At 65.2% G+C, this 24,391-nt stretch carries 23 protein-coding genes; 5 read left to right on the top strand and 18 right to left on the bottom strand.

The window, feature by feature from the left end; genetic code table 11:
• Positions 1–6 precede the first annotated feature (6 nt).
• The 14 genes from FDW83_RS17480 to FDW83_RS17415 all read right to left on the bottom strand — a co-directional run bounded on the left by FDW83_RS17480 (position 7) and on the right by FDW83_RS17415 (position 15,586).
• Complete coding sequence (locus FDW83_RS17480; protein WP_138139352.1) at positions 7–675, bottom strand: septum formation initiator family protein; 669 nt, start codon at positions 673–675, stop codon at positions 7–9.
• Between the two features lie 107 nt (positions 676–782).
• Entirely contained in the window at positions 783–2,063 is a 1,281-nt protein-coding gene (gene eno, locus FDW83_RS17475; RefSeq protein WP_138139351.1) for a phosphopyruvate hydratase, read from the bottom strand.
• A 116-nt stretch (positions 2,064–2,179) separates the two neighbouring features.
• On the bottom strand, positions 2,180–2,791 hold the full coding sequence (locus FDW83_RS17470) for a MazG nucleotide pyrophosphohydrolase domain-containing protein (protein ID WP_138139363.1): 612 nt from the start codon (positions 2,789–2,791) through the stop codon (positions 2,180–2,182).
• 58 nt (positions 2,792–2,849) lie between these two features.
• Entirely contained in the window at positions 2,850–3,986 is a 1,137-nt protein-coding gene (locus FDW83_RS17465) for an adenosine deaminase (RefSeq protein WP_138139350.1), read from the bottom strand.
• A gap of 39 nt (positions 3,987–4,025) precedes the next feature.
• Complete coding sequence (locus tag FDW83_RS17460) at positions 4,026–4,748, bottom strand: DedA family protein (RefSeq protein WP_138139349.1); 723 nt, start codon at positions 4,746–4,748, stop codon at positions 4,026–4,028.
• Positions 4,749–4,971: 223 nt separating this feature from the next.
• Entirely contained in the window at positions 4,972–5,601 is a 630-nt protein-coding gene (locus tag FDW83_RS17455) for a DedA family protein (RefSeq protein WP_138139348.1), read from the bottom strand.
• Positions 5,602–5,607: 6 nt separating this feature from the next.
• A complete protein-coding gene (locus tag FDW83_RS17450) occupies positions 5,608–6,924 on the bottom strand; it encodes a thymidine phosphorylase (RefSeq protein WP_138139347.1) in 1,317 nt (438 codons plus the stop codon).
• Entirely contained in the window at positions 6,921–7,325 is a 405-nt protein-coding gene (locus tag FDW83_RS17445) for a cytidine deaminase (protein ID WP_138139346.1), read from the bottom strand. Before FDW83_RS17445 ends, FDW83_RS17450 begins: the two co-directional genes overlap by 4 nt.
• Positions 7,326–7,330: 5 nt before the next feature.
• Positions 7,331–8,650: an ABC transporter permease gene (locus FDW83_RS17440; protein WP_138139345.1), complete on the bottom strand. Its 1,320-nt coding sequence runs from the start codon at positions 8,648–8,650 to the stop codon at positions 7,331–7,333.
• Positions 8,647–10,032: an ABC transporter permease gene (locus FDW83_RS17435; RefSeq protein WP_138139344.1), complete on the bottom strand. Its 1,386-nt coding sequence runs from the start codon at positions 10,030–10,032 to the stop codon at positions 8,647–8,649. The genes FDW83_RS17440 and FDW83_RS17435 overlap by 4 nt, the downstream gene beginning before the upstream one ends.
• A complete protein-coding gene (locus FDW83_RS17430) occupies positions 10,025–11,599 on the bottom strand; it encodes an ABC transporter ATP-binding protein (protein ID WP_138139343.1) in 1,575 nt (524 codons plus the stop codon). Before FDW83_RS17430 ends, FDW83_RS17435 begins: the two co-directional genes overlap by 8 nt.
• 175 nt (positions 11,600–11,774) lie before the next feature.
• Positions 11,775–12,881 (bottom strand): BMP family protein, encoded by a 1,107-nt coding sequence (locus FDW83_RS17425; RefSeq protein ID WP_138139342.1) that lies wholly within the window; start codon positions 12,879–12,881, stop codon positions 11,775–11,777.
• A 274-nt stretch (positions 12,882–13,155) separates the two neighbouring features.
• The gene (locus tag FDW83_RS17420; protein ID WP_138139341.1) at positions 13,156–14,355 is read right to left on the bottom strand and encodes an amidohydrolase; all 1,200 of its coding nucleotides are present in this window, start codon (positions 14,353–14,355) and stop codon (positions 13,156–13,158) included.
• A gap of 97 nt (positions 14,356–14,452) precedes the next feature.
• Positions 14,453–15,586: a mannose-1-phosphate guanylyltransferase gene (locus FDW83_RS17415; protein WP_138139340.1), complete on the bottom strand. Its 1,134-nt coding sequence runs from the start codon at positions 15,584–15,586 to the stop codon at positions 14,453–14,455.
• 269 nt (positions 15,587–15,855) lie between these two features.
• Between FDW83_RS17415 and sdhC the strand changes: the two genes are divergently transcribed.
• From sdhC to FDW83_RS17390, 5 genes are all read left to right on the top strand, one after another.
• Entirely contained in the window at positions 15,856–16,236 is a 381-nt protein-coding gene (gene sdhC / locus FDW83_RS17410) for a succinate dehydrogenase, cytochrome b556 subunit (protein WP_138139339.1), read from the top strand.
• 3 nt (positions 16,237–16,239) lie between these two features.
• Positions 16,240–16,701, top strand: a complete 462-nt coding sequence (locus FDW83_RS17405; protein WP_138139338.1) for a succinate dehydrogenase hydrophobic membrane anchor subunit — start codon at positions 16,240–16,242, stop codon at positions 16,699–16,701.
• Between the two features lie 108 nt (positions 16,702–16,809).
• Complete coding sequence (gene sdhA / locus FDW83_RS17400; RefSeq protein ID WP_138139337.1) at positions 16,810–18,606, top strand: succinate dehydrogenase flavoprotein subunit; 1,797 nt, start codon at positions 16,810–16,812, stop codon at positions 18,604–18,606.
• Between the two features lies 1 nt (position 18,607).
• Positions 18,608–19,390: a succinate dehydrogenase iron-sulfur subunit gene (locus tag FDW83_RS17395; RefSeq protein WP_138139336.1), complete on the top strand. Its 783-nt coding sequence runs from the start codon at positions 18,608–18,610 to the stop codon at positions 19,388–19,390.
• Positions 19,391–19,502: 112 nt separating this feature from the next.
• Positions 19,503–20,279, top strand: a complete 777-nt coding sequence (locus tag FDW83_RS17390; protein WP_138139335.1) for a S9 family peptidase — start codon at positions 19,503–19,505, stop codon at positions 20,277–20,279.
• 31 nt (positions 20,280–20,310) lie between these two features.
• On the opposite strand, the gene FDW83_RS17385 is transcribed toward FDW83_RS17390, so the two are convergent.
• From FDW83_RS17385 to trpS, 4 genes are all read right to left on the bottom strand, one after another.
• Entirely contained in the window at positions 20,311–21,612 is a 1,302-nt protein-coding gene (locus FDW83_RS17385) for an ABC transporter substrate-binding protein (protein ID WP_138139334.1), read from the bottom strand.
• Between the two features lie 104 nt (positions 21,613–21,716).
• Positions 21,717–22,697: a YihY/virulence factor BrkB family protein gene (locus tag FDW83_RS17380; protein ID WP_138139333.1), complete on the bottom strand. Its 981-nt coding sequence runs from the start codon at positions 22,695–22,697 to the stop codon at positions 21,717–21,719.
• Positions 22,698–22,734: 37 nt separating this feature from the next.
• Positions 22,735–23,331 (bottom strand): 2'-5' RNA ligase family protein, encoded by a 597-nt coding sequence (locus tag FDW83_RS17375; RefSeq protein ID WP_138139332.1) that lies wholly within the window; start codon positions 23,329–23,331, stop codon positions 22,735–22,737.
• A 4-nt stretch (positions 23,332–23,335) separates the two neighbouring features.
• Positions 23,336–24,379 carry a tryptophan--tRNA ligase gene (gene trpS, locus FDW83_RS17370; RefSeq protein WP_138139331.1) on the bottom strand — a complete coding sequence of 348 codons (1,044 nt, stop codon included), beginning with the start codon at positions 24,377–24,379 and terminating at the stop codon, positions 23,336–23,338.
• Positions 24,380–24,391 lie beyond the last annotated feature (12 nt).

Here is a 24,391-nt window from a genome sequence, read left to right as displayed (position 1 = left end):
GGCGGTTCAGTCTGTGGCCGCGCGCGTGATGGACTCCCACAGGGAATCCACCCACGGCAGATCGGCGGGGTCTTGTGCTGCCGCGGCGGTCTGGCCACTGGTTTCCGCGGCGGGCATATCACTGCCGAAAACCCAGTAGCCGGTTTCACCCGGCATAACCATGTTAATGCGGTCGCGGGCCTGCTGTTTCACGTAGTTGGGGTCCTGCCAGCGGGACACCTGCTGGCGGAGGGCGTCGCCTTCAGCCTCCCTTGCGGCGATGTCGGCGTTCAGCGCATCGATCTCGGCCTTTTTGTCGAAGAAGATCTTGACGGTGGGCGCCAGCATGATGGTGATGGCGATCATCACCACTGCGAGGGCCAGCATCCGGCCTGAGAAGGCCTTGGCCGGCACGGGATGCTGGTCCTCCGCCGCGGAATCTCCGCTGGCTGCGCTGCTGCCCGTGCGGGCAGCGTCCGGGCGGGACGGACCTTCCTTGCGCTCACCGCTGCGGCCCTTCGCCGCGGAGCCGCCGGCGTCCGGCCCCAGGCCTGCCCTGTCCTGGCCTGAGCCATCCTTGCCTGAGCCGAAATCCGCCTGGATCACGTGCGCGCCCTGGCGGGACCCGCCGTCGTTGTTCTCCCCGGATGAACGGGCGGGGCTGACCTTGGGGACTTTGGGACGGCGCGTAGCCATGACACTCCTGAAACGCGGCCTGCCTGGGCCGCCACTGTCTGGGCTGAAACAACAACGGTGGCTATGGTCTTTCAACCATAGCCACCGTCCGTTGGTTTACGCGGCTACTAGCCCTTGAAACGCGGGAACGCGCTGCGGCCGGCGTAGCGTGCGGCGTCGTCGAGTTCCTCTTCGATGCGCAGCAGCTGGTTGTACTTGGCCACGCGCTCGGAGCGGGCCGGCGCGCCGGTCTTAATCTGGCCGGCGTTGGTGGCCACCGAGATGTCGGCGATGGTGGTGTCCTCGGTTTCGCCGGAACGGTGCGAGGTGATGGTGGTGTAGCCCGCGCGCTGTGCCAGGCTGACGGCGTCCAGGGTCTCGGTCAGGGAACCGATCTGGTTGACCTTGACCAGCAGCGAGTTGGCGGTCCTGGTCTCGATGCCGCGCTGCAGGATGGACGGGTTGGTGACGAAGAGGTCGTCGCCCACCAGCTGGACCTTGTCGCCGATGGCGTCGGTCAGGGTCTTCCAGCCGTCCCAGTCGTTTTCGTCCAGCGGGTCCTCGATGGAGACCAGCGGGTAGTCGGAGACGAGCTCGGTGTAGTACGCGCTCATCTCCGCGGAGCTCAGGGACTTGCCTTCGAACTGGTAGCCGCCGTCCTTGAAGAACTCGGAGGAAGCAACGTCCAGGGCCAGTGCGATGTCCTTGCCCGGGGTGTAGCCGGCGTTCTTGATGGCTTCCTGGATCAGGTCCAGGGCTGCACGGTTGGAGGGCAGGTTCGGGGCGAAACCGCCCTCGTCGCCGAGCCCTGTGGAGAGTCCCTTTTCCTTTAGGACGGACTTGAGGTTGTGGTAGACCTCGACGCCCCAGCGCAGGCCCTCGGAGAAGGTCTCGGCGCCGATCGGGGCGATCATGAATTCCTGGATGTCGACGTCGGAGTCAGCGTGCGAGCCGCCGTTCAGGATGTTCATCAGCGGAACGGGCAGCACGTGGGCGTTGGGGCCGCCGAGGTACTTGTAGAGGGGCAGGTCGGCGGAAGCTGCTGCGGCATTGGCCACGGCCAGGGAGACGCCCAGGATGGCGTTGGCGCCCAGCTTGCCCTTGTTGGCGGTGCCGTCCAGGTCCAGCATGGCCTGGTCGATGCTGCGCTGGTCGGTGGCGTCGAAGCCGGTCAGGGCCGGGGCAATCTGGTCGATGATGGCGTCCACAGCCTTCTGGACTCCCTTGCCAAGGTAGCGGCCCTTGTCGCCGTCACGCAGTTCGACTGCCTCGTGCTCACCGGTGGAAGCGCCGGAGGGGACTGCTGCGCGGCCGATCTGGCCGTCGGACAGCAGGACCTCGACTTCCACGGTCGGGTTGCCACGGGAATCGAGGATCTCGCGTGCGTGGATGGCATCGATAAGCGCCATGAATTTGCTCCTTATGGGCGATTAACGGGGAATCTGGCCGAAAACTCGACGTACTCGTCAGGGACCAGCGTAGTCGAGAGTGGTGCGGGTTACGGAAACTTCACCCGCACCGGACGTCATGATGGGTGTTGGTGCTGCGTTTCCTGCTGCTGGTAGCGGCGGACGGCACCGCGCAGCGCGCGTTCGGCATCGAGACCGGCGGCGTGGGCGGAGCGTACGACGGCGAACAGGTGGTCCCCGAGCTCGTCTTCGGTTGCGAAGGGGCCGGCTTTGGTATTACCGGACCCAACCACCGGTGGTTGAGCGTGTGGAGACCCGGCCCTTGCGGCGCGGTCGATGGACTTTTGCGCCCGGGCGAGGGCGGGAAGCGCCCGCGGGATCCCCTCGAACGGGTCGTTCCGCTCGGGGCGTTCCGCGCGCTTGACGGCGTCCCACTTGTGCACGATCTCTTCCACGGTGGCCGGAAAGCTGTCCTGCAGGGAACCGTCCGGCCTGAAGACGTGCGGGTTGCGGCGGACCATCTTGGCAACCAGGCCGCGCGCCACGTCGTCGAACGTAAATGAATCGCGCTCCTGGGCGAGCCGGGCGTGCAGCACAACCTGGAGCAGCACGTCGCCCAGCTCGCCCTGCAGCTCGGCGTCGGGATGTCCTGCCTCGATGGTTTCCGCCACTTCGTAGGCTTCCTCGATCAGGTATTCCACCAGCGACTCATGGGTCAGCGCGCCCATCCACGGGCAGTGTTCGCGCAGCTGCGCTATTACCGTGAGGAGCCGCTCGACGGGGGTTTCAGCCAAGGTTGGCGTAGGCGTCGTTGATGTACTCCACCAGCGCTTCCTTTTCCTCAAGGGGCAGGAAGGAGGCCTCGGCAGCGTTCAGGGTCAGTTCGAGCAAGTCGTCCAGGTCGTAATCGAATGTCTCCACCAGGAGTTCGAATTCGTCCGTGAGGGTCACGCCGCTCATGAGCCGGTTGTCCGTGTTGATGGTGACGTTGAAGCCCAGCTGGTACAGCATGTCCAGCGGGTGGCTTTCGATGCCTTCGCCGAAACCGGCAATCGCGCCGGTCTGCAGGTTGGAGGAGGGGCAGACTTCCAGCGCGATGCCGCGGTCGCGGATCCAGCTGGCGAGGTCGCCCAGCGTGACCAGCCCGACGGTTTCCCCGGCGTCTTCGTCGTCGTCGAACTCCACCATGATGTCTTCCGCGATCCTGACGCCGTGGCCCAGGCGCAGGGCGCGGCCGTCCACCAGCGCGGACTGGATGCTCTCCAGCCCGGCGGCCTCCCCCGCGTGCACGGTGGCGGGGAAGTTCTGCCGGGCCAGGTAAGTAAAGGCGTCCCGGAAGCGGGACGGCAGGAAGCCGTCCTCGGCACCGGCGATATCGAAACCAACAGCGCCCTTGTTCCGGTGGCGGACGGCGAGTTCGGCAATCTCCTGGCCGCGGTCGGCATGGCGCATGGCCGTGATCAGCTGGCCCACCTGGATCTCGCGGCCGCTCTCCCCCACCGCTTCGACCCCGGCTTCCAGGCCTTCCTGGACCGCTTCCACCGCTTCATCCAGCGTGAGGCCCTTCTGCAGGTGCTGTTCGGGTGCCCACCGGACCTCGCCGTACACCACGCCGTCGTCCGCCAGGTCCTCGACGAATTCCTTGGCCACCCGGACCAGGCCTTCGCGCGTCTGCATGACGGCGACGGTGTGGTCGAACGTTTCGAGGTAGCGGACCAGCGAGCCGGAGTCGGCAGATTCCCGGAACCACTGGCCCAGTGCCACAGGATCGGTGGATGGAAGGGTGTGGCCAACGGCCTCAGCCAGTTCGATGATCGTTGCCGGACGGAGGCCCCCGTCCAGATGGTCGTGAAGGGAAACCTTGGGCAGGTTCTTCAGGTCGAAATCGATGGCAGGGGCAGCGTCAACAATAGGCTCAGTCACGTTCCCACCTTAGGGTGGGCAGGGATTCAAAGCCAACGGCTAGGACGCGGCAGGGCCGCCGTCCGCCGACGGCGCCATGAGGGTTGAGCCGGAGGCGCCGCTTCGGGCTCCGGAGGGCCCGCCGTCGAGCCACTCGTCCACCTCTTTGGCATCATTGCGCGCAAGGTGCTTATGCCACCAGCGGAGCCCGTGGTCGATGAGGATTCCCAGGACAATCGCGAAGACCACGGCGATCCCGGCGCTGAGCAGCGGATTGTGGTGCAGCCAGGGAAAGGAACTGGCCAGCAGGCCGATGCCGATGGAGTACCCCACCCACGTAATGCAGGCGAAGGCGTCCAGCAGGAAGAACCGGCGGTGCGCGAAGCCCGTGCTGCCGGCAACATAATTGACGGCGACGCGGCCCCAGGGAATGTACCGGGCCGTGAAGATCAGCACTGCGCCGCGCTTGTCCAGTTCATACCGTGCCCAACTGAAAGCCTTGCGGACTTTTGGGCGGCGCATCCATTTCCACCGGTCCAGCCCGATTCTGCGGCCCAGCATAAAAGCCATGTTGTCGCCGGCGATTGCACCGACCAGCGCCGTGGTTCCGAGGATCCAGAGGTTGGGTTCCCCGCTGTGACGGGAGAAGGCAGCCAGCGCCACGATGAGCGTTTCGCTGGGGACCACCATGGCGAAGCCGTCAACGAAGAAAAAGATGAGCAGGACCGGGTAAATCCACCATTGGCCCGCTGCATGGAGCACGGCCTCATTAATAAACTCCACGCGGTCTTGCTCCTACACCTGATGACGCAGCCAAAGCGACGCTGCCATAGCGGAAATCGTCCCTAAGTGTCCCACGGCCGGGGCGTCGTTCGCTACGCCCCGGCCCCGGGAACACCCTTTCCACGCTATGCTCCAGAGCGGCCTGAAGGCCTCGTCCCTGCGGTTGATATCCGGTGCCCCATGCCTCGTGCTGAAAGCTGAGCGGCGGCTGGCCGGCCTGCCGTCAGGGCTCAGGTTCGCGCATCCGCTCGATAACGTGGGGCTCGCGCCGCACCTTGTTGACCACCAGGTCCACCACGATCCCCAGCGCTACCGCGCAGATGATGGCGATCACTGCGCCGAGCAGGTGGTTATCCTCGAACCACTGCCCAAAGAAGAGCCCGATGCCCACTGAGTAGCCGGCCCAGAGGGTGGCGGAGAGGACAGTGAGTGCCACGAACCGCAGGTGCGGATAATGGGTCACCCCCGCGGTGAGGTTGACCGCAACGCGGCCGATGGGAACGAAGCGCGCAACCAGGATGAGGGAGGCAGGCCGCTTTCGCAGTTCCCTGCCAGCCCAGCGGAAAGCGCTCTGCATCCGCGGCCCCCGCATCCAGGACCACCGGGTGGTTCCCACCCGGCGGCCGATGAGGTAGGCGATGTTGTCCCCCGTGAAGGCGCCCAAGGCAGCCACCAGCATCAGCAGCCAGGGGTTGGGAACATCCGCGGTTGCGGCGACAGCCGACAGGCCCACCACCACGGACTCGCTGGGTATGGGCGGGAAGAAGCCGTCAATGACGCAGCATGCCAGCACCAGGAAAAGCACCCACGGCTGCCCGGCTGCGGCGAGGATAAAGTCATTGATGGCCTGCATGGGTTCCTATGCTATGCGGTCCAGGATCAGCCGCTGTGCCGGCCGCGATCCCGCGGGCGCGATCACCACCGCGTGTTTCAGCGCTTCCCTGGCCCGGGCAAAACGCTCAGGCGTGTCCGTAAGCAGGGTCATCAGGGGCTCCCCTGCCCGCACCACGGCACCGGGCTTGGCGTGCAGCCGGACTCCCGCTCCCGCCTGGACCGCGTCCTCCTTGCGGGCACGTCCGGCTCCCAGGCGCCAGGCAGCCACACCCACTGCGAGGGCATCGAGCTCCACAAGCACCCCGTCCGCCGGGGCGTACACCACGTCGGATTCCCTGGCCACCGGCAGCGCCGCCCGCGGATCGCCGCCCTGCGCCTCGATCATCCTGTTCCAGACGTCCATGGCACGGCCGTCCTTCAGGGCGGCGGCGGGATCGGCGTCGTGCACTCCGGCAGCGGCGAGCATCTCCTCGGCAAGCCGGACCGTCAACTCCACTACATCGGCGGGACCGCCGCCGGCGAGCACCTCCACGGATTCCTCCACCTCGATGGCGTTGCCCGCCGTGAGCCCCAGCGGGGTATTCATGTTGGTGAGCAGGGCCACGGTGTTGACCCCGGCGTCCTTACCCAGCGCCACCATGGTTTCGGCGAGCTCCCGCGCCGAGGCTTCGTCCTTCATGAACGCCCCGCTTCCCACCTTGACGTCCAGGACCAGGGATCCGGTGCCTTCGGCGATCTTCTTGCTCATGATCGAGGAGGCAATCAGGGGGATCGCTTCAACGGTTCCGGTGACGTCGCGCAGCGCGTAGAGCTTCTTGTCCGCCGGAGCCAGCCCGGCTCCGGCGGCACAGATTACCGCGCCCACGTCCTGCAACTGGGCCAGCACTTCCTCGTTGCTGAGGGTGGCACGCCATCCGGGAATGGCCTCCAGCTTGTCCAGGGTTCCACCGGTGTGCCCCAGGCCGCGGCCCGAGAGCTGTGGCACGGCGACGCCGAACACCGCCACCAGCGGCGCCAGCGGCAGGGTTATCTTGTCCCCCACGCCGCCGGTGGAGTGCTTGTCCGACGTGTACTTCAGGCCGCCGTCGGGCCGGCGGAGGCTGGAAAAGTCCATTGTCTCGCCGGATGCGATCATCGCGGCGGTCCAGCGTGCAATCTCCGTGCGGTTCATGCCGTTGAGCAGGATGGCCATGTTCAGCGCGGCCATCTGCTCGTCGGCTATGACGCCGCGGGTGTAGGCGTCGATGGTCCAGTCGATCTGCTCCGGGCTCAGGGTACCTTTGTCCCGCTTGACGCGGATGATGTCAACGGCATCGAAGGCTTCAGCTTTGCTGTCAGTCACCGGGTCTCCTCGAGGTGTTCGGGACCGAAGGCTCCTGGCAGCACCTGGTCCATGGTCTTGATGCCCTGGGTGGTCATGAGTTCCATGTCCGGGGCGCGGAATTCGTACAGGAGCTGCCGGCAGCGGCCGCAGGGCATCAGGATGTTGCCGCTGCCATCCACGCAGTAGAAGGCGCGCAGCCGTCCGCCGCCGGTCATCTGCAGGTTGCCCACCAGGGCGCATTCAGCGCACAGGGTCAGCCCGTAGCTGGCGTTCTCCACGTTGCAGCCGCTGACGATCCGGCCGTCGCCGGTGAGGGCCGCAGCCCCCACCGGGAACTTTGAGTAGGGCGCGTAGGCGTTCTTCATGGCCGCGACGGCGGCGGCCTCCAGGGCCTGCCAGTCCACGGTTGTTCCTTCCACGGCCGTCAACCCTTGACGTACGGGATGCCGCTGGCGGCGGGCCCCCTGGACTTGCCCACCAGCCCCGCCACGGCGAGGACAGTCACCAGGTACGGCAGCATGGCCATGAACTGGCTGGGCACCGGGGTTCCGATGATGGTGACGATGCTCTGCAGGTTGTCCGCGAACCCGAAGAGGAGCGCCGCGAAGAAAGCCCCGATGGGGTTCCACCTGCCGAAGATCAGGGCTGCCAGTGCGATGAAGCCGCGGCCACCGGAAATCTCCTTGGTAAAGCTGTCGATGGCCACCAGGGTGAAGAAGGAGCCGCCAATGCCGGCCACCGCACCGCCCAGGGTGACGTTCCAGAAGCGGGTGGCGTTGACGTTGATGCCAAGGGTGTCGGCCGCCTGGGGGTGTTCACCGACGGCACGGACCCGCAGGCCCCACCTGGTCTTGAACAGCCCAACCCACACCACCAGGACCGCGATGTACATGAGGTAGCCCACCAGTGTCTGCCGGAACAGGATGGGGCCGATGATGGGGATGCTCGACAGGACCGGGATTTCGATGGCGTCCAGGCCGGGCGGGGAGTTGTACCGGTCGCTGTCCTCCTGCATGACGGTGCTGAAGAGGAAGCCGGTGACGCCGGAAACCAGGACGTTCAGGACGACGCCCACAATGATCTGGTTCACCAGGTACTTGATGCTGAACAGGGCCAGCACCATGGACACCAGCGCGCCGGCAACGGCGGCGGCCAGCAGCCCGATGAACGGGTTTTGCGTCATGCTGGCCACGATGGCGGCCGTGAAGGCACCGCCCAGCAGCTGGCCTTCGATGGCGATGTTGACCACGCCCACCCGTTCGCACAGGACGCCGGACAGGGACCCGAACACCAGCGGCACGGCCAGGGTGACCGAACCGGCGATCAGGCCGGCCAGGGAGATGCTGGGGGTGCGGGCGCCGCCCACAACCCAGATGAGGAATGCAGCCACAAACAGGACGATGAAGGTCACGGTCAACCAGCCGGGAGCGGGCCGTCCCTTCGTCTTGAGGTAGATGGAATAGGCCGCCAGCCCCACGAGCAGCGCGGACAGCACAATGCCGCCGGCGAAGGCGTTGATGTCCAGTGCGGGCAGCTGGAAAAAGTCTTCACCGGTGGAGATGCCGAAGCTTGCATTCCGGTTGGGAGCGAGGAACCCGAAGAACACCAGTGCGATGAGGGCGAAGGCGGCCAGCAACACGGGTGTCTTCCAGCTGACCGGCTTGGCGGACATGGCGGCCGGGTTGTCCGGCGCTCCGGCATGCCGGGGCGTGCCAGGCCTGGGCGAGGAAACTGTTGTGCTCATGCTGCACCTCCGGTTGTGGCGGCCTGCCGGGACTTGGCGGCACGCGCGGGCTTTTTCCGCCGCGGGTTCATGCCGAAAATTGCCCGGACCAGGGGCGGCGCCGCGATGAACAGGACAATCAGCGACTGGACAACCAGCACGATGTCGATCGGTGTGCCGGTCTGGATCTGCATTTGGACCGCTCCGGCGCGGAAGGCGCCGAACAGCAGGCCGGCGGCGAACGTGCCCCACGGCGTCGAACGTCCCAGCAGTGCAACGGTGATGGCGTCAAAGCCGTAGGTGGCGGCCACGCCATCCGTGAGCACCTTTTCCGTTCCGGCCACCTGCGCGACGCCGGACATACCGGCGAGTCCGCCGGCGATGGCCATCACCAGGATCGTGGACCGGGAGACGTTGATCCCGGCGGTCTGGGCTGCCTTGGGGTTGGCGCCGACGGCCCGGAATTCAAAGCCGACGGTGGAGCGGTTCAGCAGCCACCAGACAAGGACAGTGGCTGCGATGGCCAGGATAAAGCCAAGGTGGAGCCGGTACTGGGTGCCCAGGATCTGGGGGTAGACGGCGGTGGGGTCCAGGATCGGCGAGATCGGGTTCGACTCCCCCGGCCGCTGGAACGCCGGTGTGTTCAACAGGTACCGCAGGAAGTACAACGCGATGTAGTTGAACATGATGGTCAGGATGACCTCGTGGGCGCCGGTGCGGGCCTTGAGGACGCCCACCAGTCCGCCCCACAGGGCCCCACCGGCAATGCCGGCCACCAGGACCAGGAGGAGGTGCAGGCCAAAGGGCAGGTGCAGTGCGAAGCCTACCCAGGCCGCGAAGATGCCGGCCACGATGATCTGGCCCTGGGCGCCGATGTTGAATAGCCCCGCCCGGAAAGCCAGTGCCACGCCCAGGCCGGCCGTGATAAGCGGCGTGGCAATGGTGAGCGTCTCCATGAAGGGTGCGAACTGGGCGGCCACGCTGTTGCCGCGCGGGTTGAACACCGAGCCCTGGAAGAGGGCGATGTAGGAACGGGTGGCCGCATCCCAGACCGCTGCGAGGAAGTCGGTGGGCCGGGCCAGGAAGTAGCCGGCTGTGGTTGCCACGCGCTGGTCGGTACTGGCGATCAGCAGGCCGCCGATGATGAGGGCCAGCAGCACCGCGAGGACCGAGACCATGCCGCTGCCGGTGAAGATCCTGCGGAGCAGGGTGTCCGGACCGCCCGGCAACTGCCCGGACTGGGCTGTTGCCGGGACGGCGGAGGGCTCCATGGCGCCGCCGGCGGTGTCCACGGAGACGACGGCTGCTGTTTCCTCCTCGGCAGGGGTGGTGTGGTGGTGCCTGCCGGACGGGGTGGTGCCGTGCCCGCCGTCCGCGTGCTTGGGGGGATGCTTGTCAGACATGGTCGTCTCCCTCGGCGTCAGGGGTGGAAGCCGGGCGCTGGCCGGCCTGGGACGTGTGTGCGTGTTCCTCGGGCGGGATGCCGGCCATCATCAGGCCGAGGGTGTCGCGGCTGGTGCCGGCCGGAACGATGCCCACCAGCCTGCCCTTGTAGAGGACGGCGATCCTGTCCGCGAGTTCCATCACCTCGTCCAGTTCCGTGGAGATGATCATCACCGGGGTGCCCTGGTCGCGTTCTGCCACGATCCGGCGGTGCAGGAATTCGATGGATCCCACATCCACGCCGCGGGTGGGCTGGGAGGCGATGAACAGCCGCAGCGGCCGCGAGAGCTCCCGGGCCATCACCACCTTCTGCTGGTTGCCGCCGGAGAGGGTGCCGGCAGCCGCGGCCGCCGACGGGGTCCGCACGTCGAACTCGCCGATGCGGGCCTTGGCGTTTTCCAGGATTTTTGCCGGACTCATGCTGATGCCCTTGGCGAACGGGGGCTTGTCATAAAGGTCCAGCACCAGGTTTTCCGCCACCGAAAACGTCCCCACCAGTCCGTCCACCTTGCGGTCTTCCGGGACGAACCCGACCCCGGCCTTGAGGACTTCCTTGACGGGGCGGCCCAGGAGTTCCTTGCCGTCGAGCGTTACGGAACCGGATACCCGCTCCTGGAGTCCCAGGATGGCCTCGGTAAGTTCGGTCTGCCCGTTGCCCTGGACGCCCGCGATGGCCAGGATCTCGCCGCGGGCAATGTCGAAGCTGAGTCCGTCCACCACGTGCTGGCCGTTGGGGGCCACCACCGTCAGGCCCCGGACCTCGAAGGTCTTCTCCTGGGGCTTGGCCGGAGCCTTGTCCAGGTTCAGGCTTACCGCACGGCCCACCATCATGGAAGCCAGTTCCGTGGTGGGGGCGGAAGGCTCGGCCGTGCCCACCACCTTTCCGCGCCTGATCACGGTGATGGTGTCCGATACTTCCTTGACCTCCCGCAGCTTGTGGGAGATGAAAACGATTGAGGTGCCGGCGGACTTGAGCTGGCGCATGATGTCCAGGAGTTCATCGGTTTCCTGGGGCGTCAGCACGGCGGTGGGTTCGTCGAGGATCAGGACCTTGGCGTTGCGGACCAGTGCCTTGATGATTTCCACGCGCTGCTGTACGCCCACCGGAAGGTCTTCCACCAGTGCGTCGGGATCAACGTCGAACCCGTACTGGTCGGAAATGTCCTTGATCCGGCGGCGTGTCTCGTCCAGGTTGAGGAAGCCGGCCGCCTTGGTGGGTTCAGCGCCCAGGGCAACGTTCTCGGCCACCGTGAAGACCGGCACGAGCATAAAGTGCTGGTGCACCATCCCGATGCCTGCGGCCATGGCGTCGCCCGGTCCGCGGAAGGACACCGGCTTGTCGTCGAGGAGGATTTCGCCTTCGGAGGGCTCGTACAGCCCGTACAGCACGTTCATGAGGGTGGATTTGCCGGCCCCGTTTTCGCCCAGCAGACAGTGGATTTGTCCGGGTTCAACCACCACGTCGATGTGGTCGTTTGCGAGCAGGGTGCCGAAGCGTTTTGTGATCCCTCGGAGTTCAAGTTTCAAAACTCTGACCAATCTTCAGGCGTCCAGCGATCCACCGGACGGGATATGCGGCTGCAGCACCAGCCTAGTGGGTGCAGCCAGGGGATGAGCGGGTGGCGGCCCGCAAAATGGCCAGCAAAAAGCGCCACCGCCCGGCCGGTCAGTGACCGGCCGGGCGGGGCGCCTGCTGGAGGGATCAGGCCTTCGGGCTCGCTGCCGACTCGACCTTGATCTTGCCGTCGATGATGTCCTTTTCGAGCTGTTCGAGTTCGGTCTTCAGCTCGGCCGGAACCTGCGAATCGAGGTCATGGAAGGGTGCCAGCTGGACACCGTCGTTGGCGAGGGTGCCGACGTACGGGGTGTTGTCGAACTTGCCGTCCTTGTCGTCCCGTACCACGGTTTCCACGGCGTCACCCATCAGCTTCATCACGGACGAGAGCATGATGTCCTTGTAGTCGGGGGCAGTAAGGTAGCCGTCCGAGTCGACCCAGATGAGCTTGACGTCCTTGCCGGCCGCCTTGGCCTCCTGCAGCGCTGCTCCCGCGCCCTTGCCCACCGGACCGGCGACGGGCATCACGATATCGGCACCCTGGTCGAGGAAGTTCTGGGTGAGCTGCTTGCCCACGTCCTGCTTTTCGAAGTCGCCGGTGAAGCTGCCGTCCTGGGCGTCCTTGTTCCAGCCAAGGAGCTTGACGTCCTTGCCCTTCTGCTCGTTGTAGTACTTCACGCCGTCGGCATAGCCATCCATGAAGATGGTCACCGTGGGGATCTTGATGCCGCCGAAGGTGGCAACCGTCCCGGTCTTGGTGGTGCCGGCTGCCAGGTAGCCGGCCAGGAAGGCCGCCTGCGCGGTGTCGTAGATGATCGGCTTGACGTTGGCTATGGGCGTCTCGTAGCCGAAGTCGACAATGGCGAAGTGGCTGTCCGGGTTCGCTTCGGCCTGCTTCTTGGTGGCGTCGCCCAGCAGGAAGCCGACCGTGACAGTCAGGTCGCAGCCTGCAGTGACCATGGCGCGCAGGTTCGGTTCGAAGTCGTTGTTGGTCTTGGACTCCACCTGGTTGACCTTGATGCCCAGGTCTGCCTCGGCCTTCTTCAGGCCCTCGTACGAGGACTGGTTGAAGGACTGGTCGTCAAAGCCGCCGGAGTCGGAGACGATGCAGCCGGTGTAGTCGCTGGCGCCTGCGGTGGTGCCGCTGCCGGTCTCGGGGGGTGCGCCGCAACCTGCCAGGACGAGCGCTGTGGCGCCCATGGTGGCGAGGCCTGCGACTGAACCGCGCTTGAGGTGTCCACGCAGTGATGTCATCAAGATTCCTCCAGGATGATGAGAGTGGCGCTACGGCTCGAATTCAATGAGTGTCCGTTTCTGCACCGAAATTCTGTTGTCACTGATGGCTCGCAGCACTGCGCCGGAGCGCACTGATGGCTCCCACTTTAGTGGCCTGCGCCGCGTGCCAGTAGCACAACAGGACGTGATCTTCGAGATTGTTTACAAGTTGTTACCAAGCAGTAGGGCGCAGGAGGAAGGCGCAGCGGCGGCAGCTGCGCAGCTGACGCCGTCGGGCCTTCCTGCAGACTGCCTAGAGGTCGCGGATGGTGCGCAGCGCGGCTGCGGTGAGGACCCGGATGCCGTGGCCCAGCGCGCGCTCGTCCAGGATGTAGTCGCCGCGGTGGAGGTCGTATTCCTCGCCGCCCGGGGTTTTGGTGCCAAGCCGCATCATGGCCCCCGGCCGCTCAGCGAGGAACCAGGCAAAGTCCTCCCCGCCCATGGACTGCGGGGTCAGCACAACGGCATTTTGGCCGATTTCGGCCCTCGCGGCAGCCTCGATGATGGCGGTCTCGTGTTCCGAGTTCACCACCGGCGGCACTCCCCTGGTGTGCTCCAGCTTGACCTCGACGCCGTAGGGCGCAGCCACCTGGTGCACCACCTCGTCCAGGAGCTCACCGGCCTCGTGCCAGGCGTCGCGGTCCAGGCAGCGCATGGTGCCGGCCATGTAGCCGACGCCGGGAATTGCGTTGGGCGCGGAACCGGCGGAAATCTGGCCCCACACGACGGAGACGCCGCTGCGCACGTCCACGCGCCGGGACAGGACGGCGGGAACGTTGACCGCGATCTGGGCCAGTGCGAACACCAGGTCCTCCGTCAGGTGCGGACGGGACGTGTGGCCGCCGCGGCCGGACAATTCGATCCGGATGGTGTCCGACGCAGAGGTGATCGCGCCGATGCGCGTGCCGACCTTGCCCACCTCTATCCGCGGGTCGCAGTGCAGGGCGAGGATCCGGGGCACGCCTTCCAGGACGCCCTGCTCGATGCAGGAGTGGGCGCCGCCGGGCATGGTCTCCTCGGCCGGCTGGAAGATGATGCGGACGGTGGCCCCCAGCGGTTCATCCTGGTGCATGCGGTGCAGCACCAGGGCGATCCCCAGCATGGTGGTGGTGTGGACATCGTGGCCGCACGCGTGGGTGACGCCGTGGTTCTTCGAGGCGAACGGCAGTCCGGTTTCCTCGATGATGGGCAGCGCGTCGATGTCACCGCGGAGGGCTGTGGCAATTGGGCCGTCCCCGACGTCCACGGTGAGCCCGGTTCCCTCAAGGCGGCGCGGTTTCAGGCCGGCCTCCTCAAGCCGCTCCGCGAGCTTGTCCGTGGTGCGGAATTCCTTGAACGAAAGTTCCGGGTGCGCATGCAGGTCCCGGCGGAATTCGATCAGTTCCGGCAGGAGCGGCTCGAGCCATGGCGACACCACGACGGTGGGCTCGGCTTCAGTAGTGTAATTGCGCACTGGATCACTTTAGCGAGGATGATTGCGTTACCGGCCATCAGGTCGCCGCGTTACATACCGGGCACCGCTGAGTACACGGCCTGCAACCCGGCCCGGGTTACAGCACGTCTGTGTCTCCGCTTGCCTTAAGGGCATCAACAGCCGCCTTGACCCGCTGGGAGTTGGCCTTGGTGGTGACCAGCAGGGCGTCCGGCGTGTCCACGATGACTACGTCCTCGATGCCGATCAGGGCGATGACGCGCTTGGTATCGGTAACCACAACGCCGCTGGAGTTCTCGGTGAAGACGCGGGCCCCTTCACCCAGGACGGTGACGGCGTCCACTTCCCTGGCGGAGTTGAGCCGTCCCACGGAGGCGAAGTCCCCAACGTCGTCCCAGCGGAAGGCTCCGGGCACGACGGCGACGTCCCCGGCTTCGGCGGCGGGCTCGGCGACGGCGTAATCGATGGCAATCTTCGGCAGGGTGGTCCAGATGCGGGACGTGACCTCGTCCCGGGCGGGGGTGTCCCAGGCACGCGCGATCTCCTGCAGCCCCTGGAACAGCTCCGGCTGGTTCTCTTCAAGGTGCTTCAGCAGCAAGGCCACCGGGGCCACGAACATGCCGGCGTTCCATACGTAGTTGCCGCTTTCCACATACTGCTGGGCAACAGCCTCGTCCGGCTTTTCGACGAACTCCACGACGTCCTGCGCGCTGGGCGCGCCGTCGATATGCAGGTCCTGGCCGGACCGGATGTACCCAAAGCCGGTTGACGGGTGCGTGGGCTTGATGCCAATGGTGACAATCTTGCCCGCGGCCGCAGTGTGGATGGCTTCGCGGACTGCCTGCTGGAAGAGCTGGTCCGGGCTGATCACCTGGTCCGCCGCGAAGGAACCCATGATGGCGTCCGGGTCCCGCTCATGCAGGATGGCGGCAGCCAGCCCGATTGCCGCGGCGGAGTCCTTGGGCTCGGACTCGAGCACCAGGTCAGACTCCTTCACCTCGGGCAGCTGGCGGCACACGGCTTCCCTGTGGGCCTGGCCGGTAACCACGAGCATGCGGCTCCCGGCAAGCGGCTGCAGCCGGTCGTAGGTGGCGCGCAGCAGCGTGCTGCCCGAACCGGTGAGGTCGTGGAGGAACTTGGGAGCTGCGGCGCGTGACAGGGGCCAGAGGCGGGTCCCCACTCCGCCGGCCGGAATCACCGCGATGAAGCGGTCAAGGGGTGATGCCGGGCTTGTCACTTTGTCTGTACTCATCACGGCCTACTTTAGCCGACGGACCCAAACGCCTCCCCGGCAGGATCTCCTGCCCTTTAGCAGTCCCCCCGCAGCGCACATACCGAATTGTGGTGTTTGTCTCATAATTTTCGAAAATCCGCGCCAGTACAGGGCACCAAGGCGTTCCTAAATTGAATAAGCTGTTAGCGGAGCCTAGATTTAGGCCTGAGCTACGAGTGCTCTCGCAGCAGGCGTTCCCCCCGCGTGGATCTCATGCCAGCGCCGCTGTGTTGCAGGGAGGTTTATCAGTGCCGACAAAACCAGCTGGCACCTTGTACCGCGGCCGTGAAGGCATGTGGTCCTGGGTAGGACACCGCATTACCGGTGTAGTGATCTTTTTCTTCTTGTTGGTCCACGTTCTGGACACCTCTTTGGTGCGTGTGTCACCGGAGGCATACACCGCCGTGATCGGAGCATACAAGAACCCCCTGATGGCTCTGGGTGAGACCGGCCTTGTTGCGGCCATCGTCTTCCACGCCTTCAACGGCCTTCGCATCATCGCGGTCGACTTCTGGAAGAAGGGCGCCAGGTACCAGAAGCAGATGCTGTGGGCAGTCCTGGCCCTGTGGCTTGTCACCATGGTTGCCTTCTCCATCCGCCACCTGTCACTCGCCCTCGGAGGTCACTAAGCGATGAGCGCAACAATCGAGAGCCCCCGCAGCGGGCGGATTGCCCCCCAGTACCGCCGCACGGGCGGCAGCCGCGGCAACTTCGAAATGATCGCGTGGCTCTTCATGCGCCTCTCCGGCGTGGTCCTGGTGGTGCTCATTTTCGGCCACCTCTTCGTAAACCTCATGGTGGGCGAAGGTATCCACGCCATCGACTTCGGTTTCGTGGCCGGCAAGTGGGCCGATCCCTTCTGGCAGTTGTGGGACCTGACGATGCTGTGGCTGGCCATGCTGCACGGCACCAACGGCGTGCGCACCATCATCAATGACTACGCCGAGAAGGACACCACCCGCCGCTGGCTGAAGACGGTCCTGTACTCGGCAACGGTTGTCATCGTCGTACTGGGCACCCTGGTCATCTTCACCTTCGACCCCTGCCCCGTGGTTGACGGTGTCCCCCTCCCCGGTGGGTTCTGCCCTGCCTAGCAGCAGCACCACCCCGGGCCCGCGGGCATTACCGCGGGCCCTGTTTTGCGGAGCAGGCCAGGCCGCCCCGTAGTTCCATAGCGAATTTTGAGAGAAAGAGCATCCCGTATGCAGGTCCATAAGTACGACGTCGTCATCGTCGGTGCCGGTGGCGCTGGCATGCGCGCCGCGATCGAATCCGGTCAGCGTGCGCGCACCGCAGTACTGACCAAGCTCTACCCCACCCGCTCGCACACCGGTGCGGCACAGGGTGGCATGTGTGCAGCCCTCGCCAACGTCGAGGAAGACAACTGGGAATGGCACACGTTCGACACCGTCAAGGGCGGCGACTACCTGGTTGACCAGGATGCCGCCGAAGTCATGGCCAAGGAAGCCATCGACGCCGTGCTTGACCTGGAAAAGATGGGCCTGCCGTTCAACCGCACGCCCGAAGGCCGCATCGACCAGCGCCGCTTCGGCGGCCACACCCGCGACCACGGCAAGGCACCGGTCCGCCGCGCATGCTACGCCGCGGACCGCACCGGCCACATGATCCTGCAGACGCTTTACCAAAACTGCGTCAAGCACAACGTCGAGTTCTACAACGAGTACTACGTCCTGGACCTGCTGACAGTCGAAGAGGATGCCGTCCGTGCGGACGGCACCCCATACAAGCAGAAGCGCGTGGCCGGCGTGGTCTCCTACGACCTCGCCTCCGGTGAACTGCACGTCTTCCAGGCCAAGTCCGTGGTGTTCGCCTCCGGCGGTGCCGGCAAGGTCTTCAAGACCACCTCCAACGCCCACACCCTTACCGGTGACGGCATGGGCATCGCCTTCCGCCGCGGCATCCCGCTGGAGGACATGGAGTTCTTCCAGTTCCACCCCACCGGCCTCGCCGGTCTGGGCATCCTCCTCTCCGAGGCGGCCCGCGGTGAAGGTGCCATCCTCCGCAACTCAGAGGGTGAGCGTTTTATGGAGCGCTACGCACCCACCATCAAGGACCTGGCACCGCGCGACATCGTGGCCCGGTCCATGGCCAACGAAGTCCGCGAAGGCCGCGGCTGCGGCCCGAACAAGGACTACGTGCTCCTGGACCTGACCCACCTGGAGCCGGCACATATTGACGCCAAGCTTCCGGACATCACCGAGTTCGCCCGCACCTACCTGGGTGTTGAGCCCTACACCGAGCCGGTTCCCGTGTTCCCCACGGCCCACTACGCCATGGGCGGCATCCCCACGAACATCGAAACCGAAGTGCTCCAGGACAACGACACCGTGGTCCCGGGACTCTTCGCCGCCGGTGAAGTAGCCTGCGTATCGGTCCACGGCTCCAACCGCCTGGGCACCAACTCCCTGCTGGACATCAACGTGTTCGGCAAGCGGGCCGGCGTCGCAGCCGCAGAGTATGCCAAGACGGCAGATTTCGTGGAACTGCCGGAAAACCCGGTGGCGTACACCACCGAACTGCTGGACATTGCCCGCAACGGCAGCGGCGACGAAAAGGTGTCACAGATCCGCAAGGAACTGCAGGACACCATGGATGCCAACATGCAGGTGTTCCGGACGGCGGAGACCTTGAACCAGGTGTTGGGCGATATCGCCTCCTTTGAAGAGCGGTATAAGCGCATCAATGTCCAGGACAAGGGCAAGCGCTTCAACCTGGACCTGCTCGAGGCCGTCGAACTCGGCTTCCTGCTGGAACTGGCGAAGGTGATGACCGTGGCTGCCCTGCACCGCGAGGAATCCCGCGGCGGCCACTTCCGCGAGGACTTCCCGGAACGCAACGACGAGAAATTCATGAAGCACTCCATGGCGTACAAGGACGACCAGGCTCCCGCGGGATCGGCAGAATCCATTGCCGGCATCCGCCTGGACACCAAGCCGGTTGTCTTCACCCGCTACGAACCGATGGTGAGGAAGTACTAAGATGACCGCTGAAATCGCTGAGCCAGCCTCAAAGGTTGAACTGCCTGCCGGCGTCGGCGGGGGCGGCGAGATCCCCACGTTCGATGTGCACATGCGCGTCCGCCGGTACAACCCGGAGGTCTCCGAAGAGGCCACGTGGGATGATTTCCACCTCACCATGTACGGCACTGACCGCGTCCTGGATGCCCTGCACAAGGTCAAGTGGGAGACCGACGGCAGCCTGTCCTTCCGCCGCTCCTGCGGCCACGGCGTGTGCGGTTCGGATGCCATGCGCATCAACGGCCGCAACCGCCTCGCCTGCAAGACCCTGCTGAAGGACCTGGACACGTCCAAACCCATCACGGTTGAACCCATCAAGGGCCTGCCGGTGGAAAAGGACCTCATCGTGGACATGGAGCCGTTTTTCCAGTCCTACCGCGAGGTCATGCCGTTCCTCATCAATAAGGGCCACGAACCCACCCGGGAACGCCTGCAGTCCGCCGAGGACCGTGAGCGCTTCGACGACACCACCAAGTGCATCTTGTGTGCTGCGTGCACGTCCTCCTGCCCGGTCTTCTGGACTGACGGCCAGTACTTCGGCCCGGCAGCGATCGTCAACGCGCACCGTTTCATCTTCGATTCGCGTGACGACGCCGGTGACATGCGCCTGGAGATCCTCAACGACAAGGAAGGTGTGTGGCGCTGCCGCACCACCTTCAACTGCTCCGAGGCATGCCCCCGCGGCATCCAGGTGACCCAGGCAATCCAAGAGGTCAAGCAGGCCATCCTTTCGCGCAAGATCTAGGGATTAACCCGCGGACGACGGCGTCGCTCACCGTGTACGGGAAACGTACGGTGGGCGGCGCCGTCGTCGTAATGACCCCTAAAGCAGCCCCCACCAGAAGAAAGGGGACGCAGTGTCCCGCTCAGAAAAGGTGTCGTTCGCCGGCTCCACCGGCGAAATCCTTTCCGGCATCATTGACGTCCCGGAGGGGCCGGTCAAGGGCTGGGGCGTCTTTTCGCACGGCTTCACGCTCGGTAAGGACTCCCCGTCCGCCTCCCGGATGTGCAAAGCCCTGGCGGACAGCGGTGTGGGCATGCTGCGCTTTGACAACCTGGGGCTGGGCGGATCAGCCGGCGAATGGTCCGCAGGCTCCTTCAGCCACAAGGTTGCGGACACGGTCAAAGCGGCCGAGTTCATGCGCAGCCAAGGCAAAGCGATCTCCCTGCTGGTGGGCCACTCCTTTGGCGGGGCTGCCGTGCTCGCGGCAGCCCGGGCAATTCCGGAGCTCGACGCCGTTGCAACCGTCGGTGCCCCGTTTTCACCCAATCATGTGGCCCAGGTCTTCGACGCAGCCCTGGACAAGATCCTGAGCGAGGGCAGCGCCGAAGTGGACCTGGGCGGCAAGCGCGTGGAAATCCGGAAGCACTTTGTGGAGGACCTGGAGAACGCGGACCTGACCGACTGCATCCGTCAGCTCCATAAGCCGTTGATGGTGCTGCACTCCCCCACGGACAACACGGTGGGAATCGAGAACGCCAGCACCATCTTCCAGACCGCCCGGCATCCGCGGAATTTCGTGTCCCTTGAGGGCAGCGACCATCTGCTGACTGGCAAGGGCCAAGCCGCCAGGGCTGCGAAGATTATTGCCGCGTGGGCCGACCAGTACCTGGACGCAGGAGAAGCATCCTGAGACTGGCCGGCCGCTGCCGGACCTTGTCCGCCTACCTGCCGATCGCTGACTTGCTTTCGTTCAGCCATTGTTCGGCGGCGCGCTCCGGGCTCAGCCGGTTGAACAGGACATCCGTGTTGATGCGGGCGGTGATTTCCGAGACCGCCGTTGAGCCGGTGGGGCCGATGAACGTGGGCGCAAAGTCCATTTTGCCGATCTCGTCGATGTAGGCCGCCTCAACCTTGCCCTGCGGGGACAGCAGGTCCTGGATCGCGGACCGCATGTCGGAGTTGCTGGGAACTCCGCGGTCGCTCTGGATGATCTTGGCGGCAGACTCGTTGTTGACCAGGAAGTCCACCAGCTTGGCCGCGGCCTCGGGGTGCTGGCTGCGGGCGGAGATGGTGTAGAACTGCGAGGACTGCAGCCAGATTCCCGGTTGCGGCGTCTCCCCCGGGAGTTTCAGCAGTTTAAGGTCGGCGCCCGAGGCCTTGCTCAGCGCGGACAGGGAGTTGCTCCAGGTGAGCATCATGCCTGCCTGTCCCGTTCCCATCAGGGTCTGTTCCGTGCTGACGTTGAGCTTTTCCACCGTTTCCGAGGCGTTCGGGGCGGCACCTGTCTCGCTGAGCTTCAGGGAGTACTCGAAGTATTCCCGAACCGTTTCCTTGCTCAGGCCCAACTGGCCGTCCTGGGTGTACAGTGCTTCACCGCGCTGCCGGGCGAATGCATCCAGCGAATCGTGGGTGAGGACCGTTGCCGTTCCGTAGGTGCCCTTGGGACTCTTGGCCGTGATGTCAGCGGCGGTCTGCGCGAAGTCCTCCCAGCTCCACGCGGAGTCGTCCGGGAGCGGGATCCCTGCCGCTTCGAACACTTTGGGGTTGGCGACGATAGCCAGCGCGTTGGCTCCCGTGGACACGCCGTACTGGCTCCCCTGGACCTGGCCGTTTTCCAGGGCGCCCTGGTCCATCTTTGACAGGTCCAGTTGGCCGCTGACCGTGGACAGGTCCAGCAAGGCGCCCCGGTTCGCGTATTCGGCGGGATAGGCGCCACCCAGGGTGATGACATCGGGAGCGTCGTTGGCTGCAACCTGCGTGGCCAGCTTGTCGAAGTAGCCGCTGATGTCCCCGAATTCGGGTTTGACCTTGATGTCCGGGTTTGCCGCCTCGAACTCGGCGATGGCTTTATTGGTCAATTCGGCACGGCCTGCATTGCCCCACCACGAAAAACGAAGCTCCACCGGACCATCGTTGGATCCGCCCCCGGACGGAGCGGAACAGGCGGCGGTAAGGCTAAGCAATCCCACGGCCGAGAGGATGGCGACTGACCTGCGGAGGCTTCGAACAACTTTACGCGTCATCGGGCAAGCTTCTTTCTCGTGAGAAAGCGGTTTCGCAGAAACGTATCAACGAGAAACATGGCGGGTCAAGGGCTTGAAGGTGGTCCTGCTGGATTGCAGCACCGTCAGGTATGGGGATTGGTCCGCTTCGCTCCGAGGATCGTTTTGCGGGAGGACGCCCCGGACGTATCCCGCGCGTCCGCTTCCCGAACAGCTGCCCATCCTGCCGAAACCAGGTAGACCTGGCTGACCAGGTTGAACCAGATCAGCAGGCCGATGATGATCGCGAACGAGGCCAGGATGGGATTGCGGCCCGCACCGGCCAGCAGCTCGGTACTGAAGATCTGCAGCACCGTTGTTCCCACGGCCGCCAGGATGGTGCCCTCCAGCAGCGCACGCCGGGACAGCTTCAGCCCCGCGGCCAGCCGGTACATGACGAACGCCGTAACCCAACCCAGGACCAGCGGCACCCCGATCTTGATGGAGGTTGTCAACGGGCCGGCCAACACGTCGTCGAGCCGCAGGAAATCGGTCACCCACCGGGCCGCCGTGCCGAACACCAGGGAGGCTCCCGCACTGATAACGAGGGCAACGCCCAGCAAGAGGAGGATGCCGGCGTCGCGCAGCTTCAGCAGGATCGGGTTGAGCAGCAGCGGAGGAAGGTTCAGCACGCCGCGAAGCCCCTCCCTGATACCTGAAATCCAGCGCAGCGACGTCACGATGGTGACGAGCGAGCCAATGACCGCGGTCCAGCCGAGCCCATCCGGGTTCAGCATGTCCTGGGGGTCCACCAGGCCCTGGCCGCCGTTGACCTTCAAGAGTCCCGGCGCGCTCTGGGCCACGCTGCTGACGATGGTGTCCAGCAAGGCGGGCTGCCCGCGCAGTACCAGGCCTGCAATGGAAAACCCGGTGGTGAGCAAACCGGTGATGGAGAAGAACATGTTGAAGCCGATCCCTGCGCTCATCAGCGGCCCCCGCTGGAGGCTGTAATGCCGGAACGCACGCACCGGGCGCAGGACGTTGACGCAGGCGCTAAGCCACTGGACCATTGCCATGAGTGCCGCGAACGGGCTGCCGCCGGATCTGCGCGCCTTGTTCCAGTCCATCCTTTTTTGGATGACGGCCAGCAGCAGCTGCGCCCGCTCAGTGGGAAGAGGCTGCTGCTCCGCCTGCTTTTGCTGCTGCTTCCGCGGCGGCTTCCGTAAATCTGGTGCCGGCGTCGTTGTCAGTCTCGGTCCCAAAGTCCAGCTCTTCCCGTAGCTGCCATATGCCGTCGGCATCGTGCTCGTAGAGTCCCATGCTAACCACGGGGAAGGTGGCCCTGTAGCTTTTCAGCGCCGTTTCGGCATCATCGAGGCTCTCAGGTGGGACGTCGTGGGCTATGGTGACGTGCGGGTGGTAGGCAAAAGGCAGTTCCCGCTGCAGCGGGCCCTGCTGGAGCTTTTCATGCAGCTCGACGCACTCCTCGAAGCCGTCCTCCACGTTGATAAAAACCACCGGGGAAACCGGACGGAAGGTCCCGGTTCCGGCGATGGTGACCATGAAAGGGCATTGCTGCCGCGCTACTTCACGGACGTGCTCCCGGGTGGCTTCCCAGTCAGAGGTGGGAGTGGTGGTCACCAGCGTGATGTGCGCCGGCACCACGTGCGCCAGCGGGTCGCCGAACGACGCACGCCAGCGCTGCAGCTCCTCCGCTATGTCAGGCGGGAACCCCAGGATGACGCCTACGCTCGATGACATGGCGCTAGCGGACTCCTGCGAGGCTAAGCGAAGGAAGGAAGCCCATGCGCTCGTAGACCTGGCCCAGCGTGACCGACGCGATCTCGCGGGCACGTTCGGCACCGGAGGCCAGCAGCCGGTCCAGCTCGGCGGGGTCGGACATCAGTTCGTTGGTCCGGTCGCGCAGCGGCGTCACGAACTCCACCACGACGTCGGCGAGGTCAACCTTCAGGTGACCGTACATTTTCCCCTGGTACTCGGCCTCGAGCTCGGCCACGGACTTGCCGGTCAGGGACGAGTAGATGGTGAGCAGGTTTGAGACCCCCGGCTTTTCCTCGGGGTCGAAGCGGATCTCGGTGCCGGCGTCGGTCACCGCGGATTTGATCCGCTTGGCCGCGATCTTGGGATCCTCGAGCAGCTGGATGGCCCCGTTGGGCGATTCACCGGTTTTTGACATCTTGGCGCTGGGGTTCTGAAGGTCGTAAATCTTGGCGCGTTCCTTCACGATGGTCGCCTCCGGAACGGTGAAGGTGGCACCGAATTTGGTGTTGAAGCGCTGGGCCAGGTTGCGGGTGAGCTCCAGGTGCTGGCGCTGGTCCTCGCCCACGGGCACCAGGTCCGTCTGGTACAGCAGGATGTCCGCCGCCATCAGGGTGGGGTAGGCGAAGAGCCCCAGCGTTGCTGCATCCGCGCCCGACTTCTGGGTCTTGTCCTTGAACTGCGTCATCCGCGAGGCTTCACCGAAGCCAGTGATACAGTTCAGCGCCCAGGCCAGCTGCGCGTGTTCCGGGACGTGGGACTGGACAAAGAAAATGCTCTTGTCCGGGTCGATGCCGGCAGCGATGTACTGGGCGGCGACGATGCGGGTGCGCCTGGCCAGCTCCGACGGGTCGAAGTCCACGGTGATGGCATGCAGGTCAGGGATAAAGAAGACGGCGTCGTACTCCGCCTGCATGTCCACCCAGTTGCGGACGGCACCGATGTAGTTGCCCAGGTGCAGCGAGTCCGCTGTGGGCTTGGCTCCGGACAGGATGCGCTTCTTTACGGCCGGGGAGGTCTGGCTAGTCATTGGGCGGGAAAC

Origin of the sequence: Pseudarthrobacter sp. NamE2 (assembly GCF_005796205.1) — a bacterium.
In the GTDB taxonomy this organism is placed as follows: Bacteria; Actinomycetota; Actinomycetes; order Actinomycetales; family Micrococcaceae; genus Arthrobacter.
This window is presented reverse-complemented; position numbering and strand designations above follow the sequence as displayed.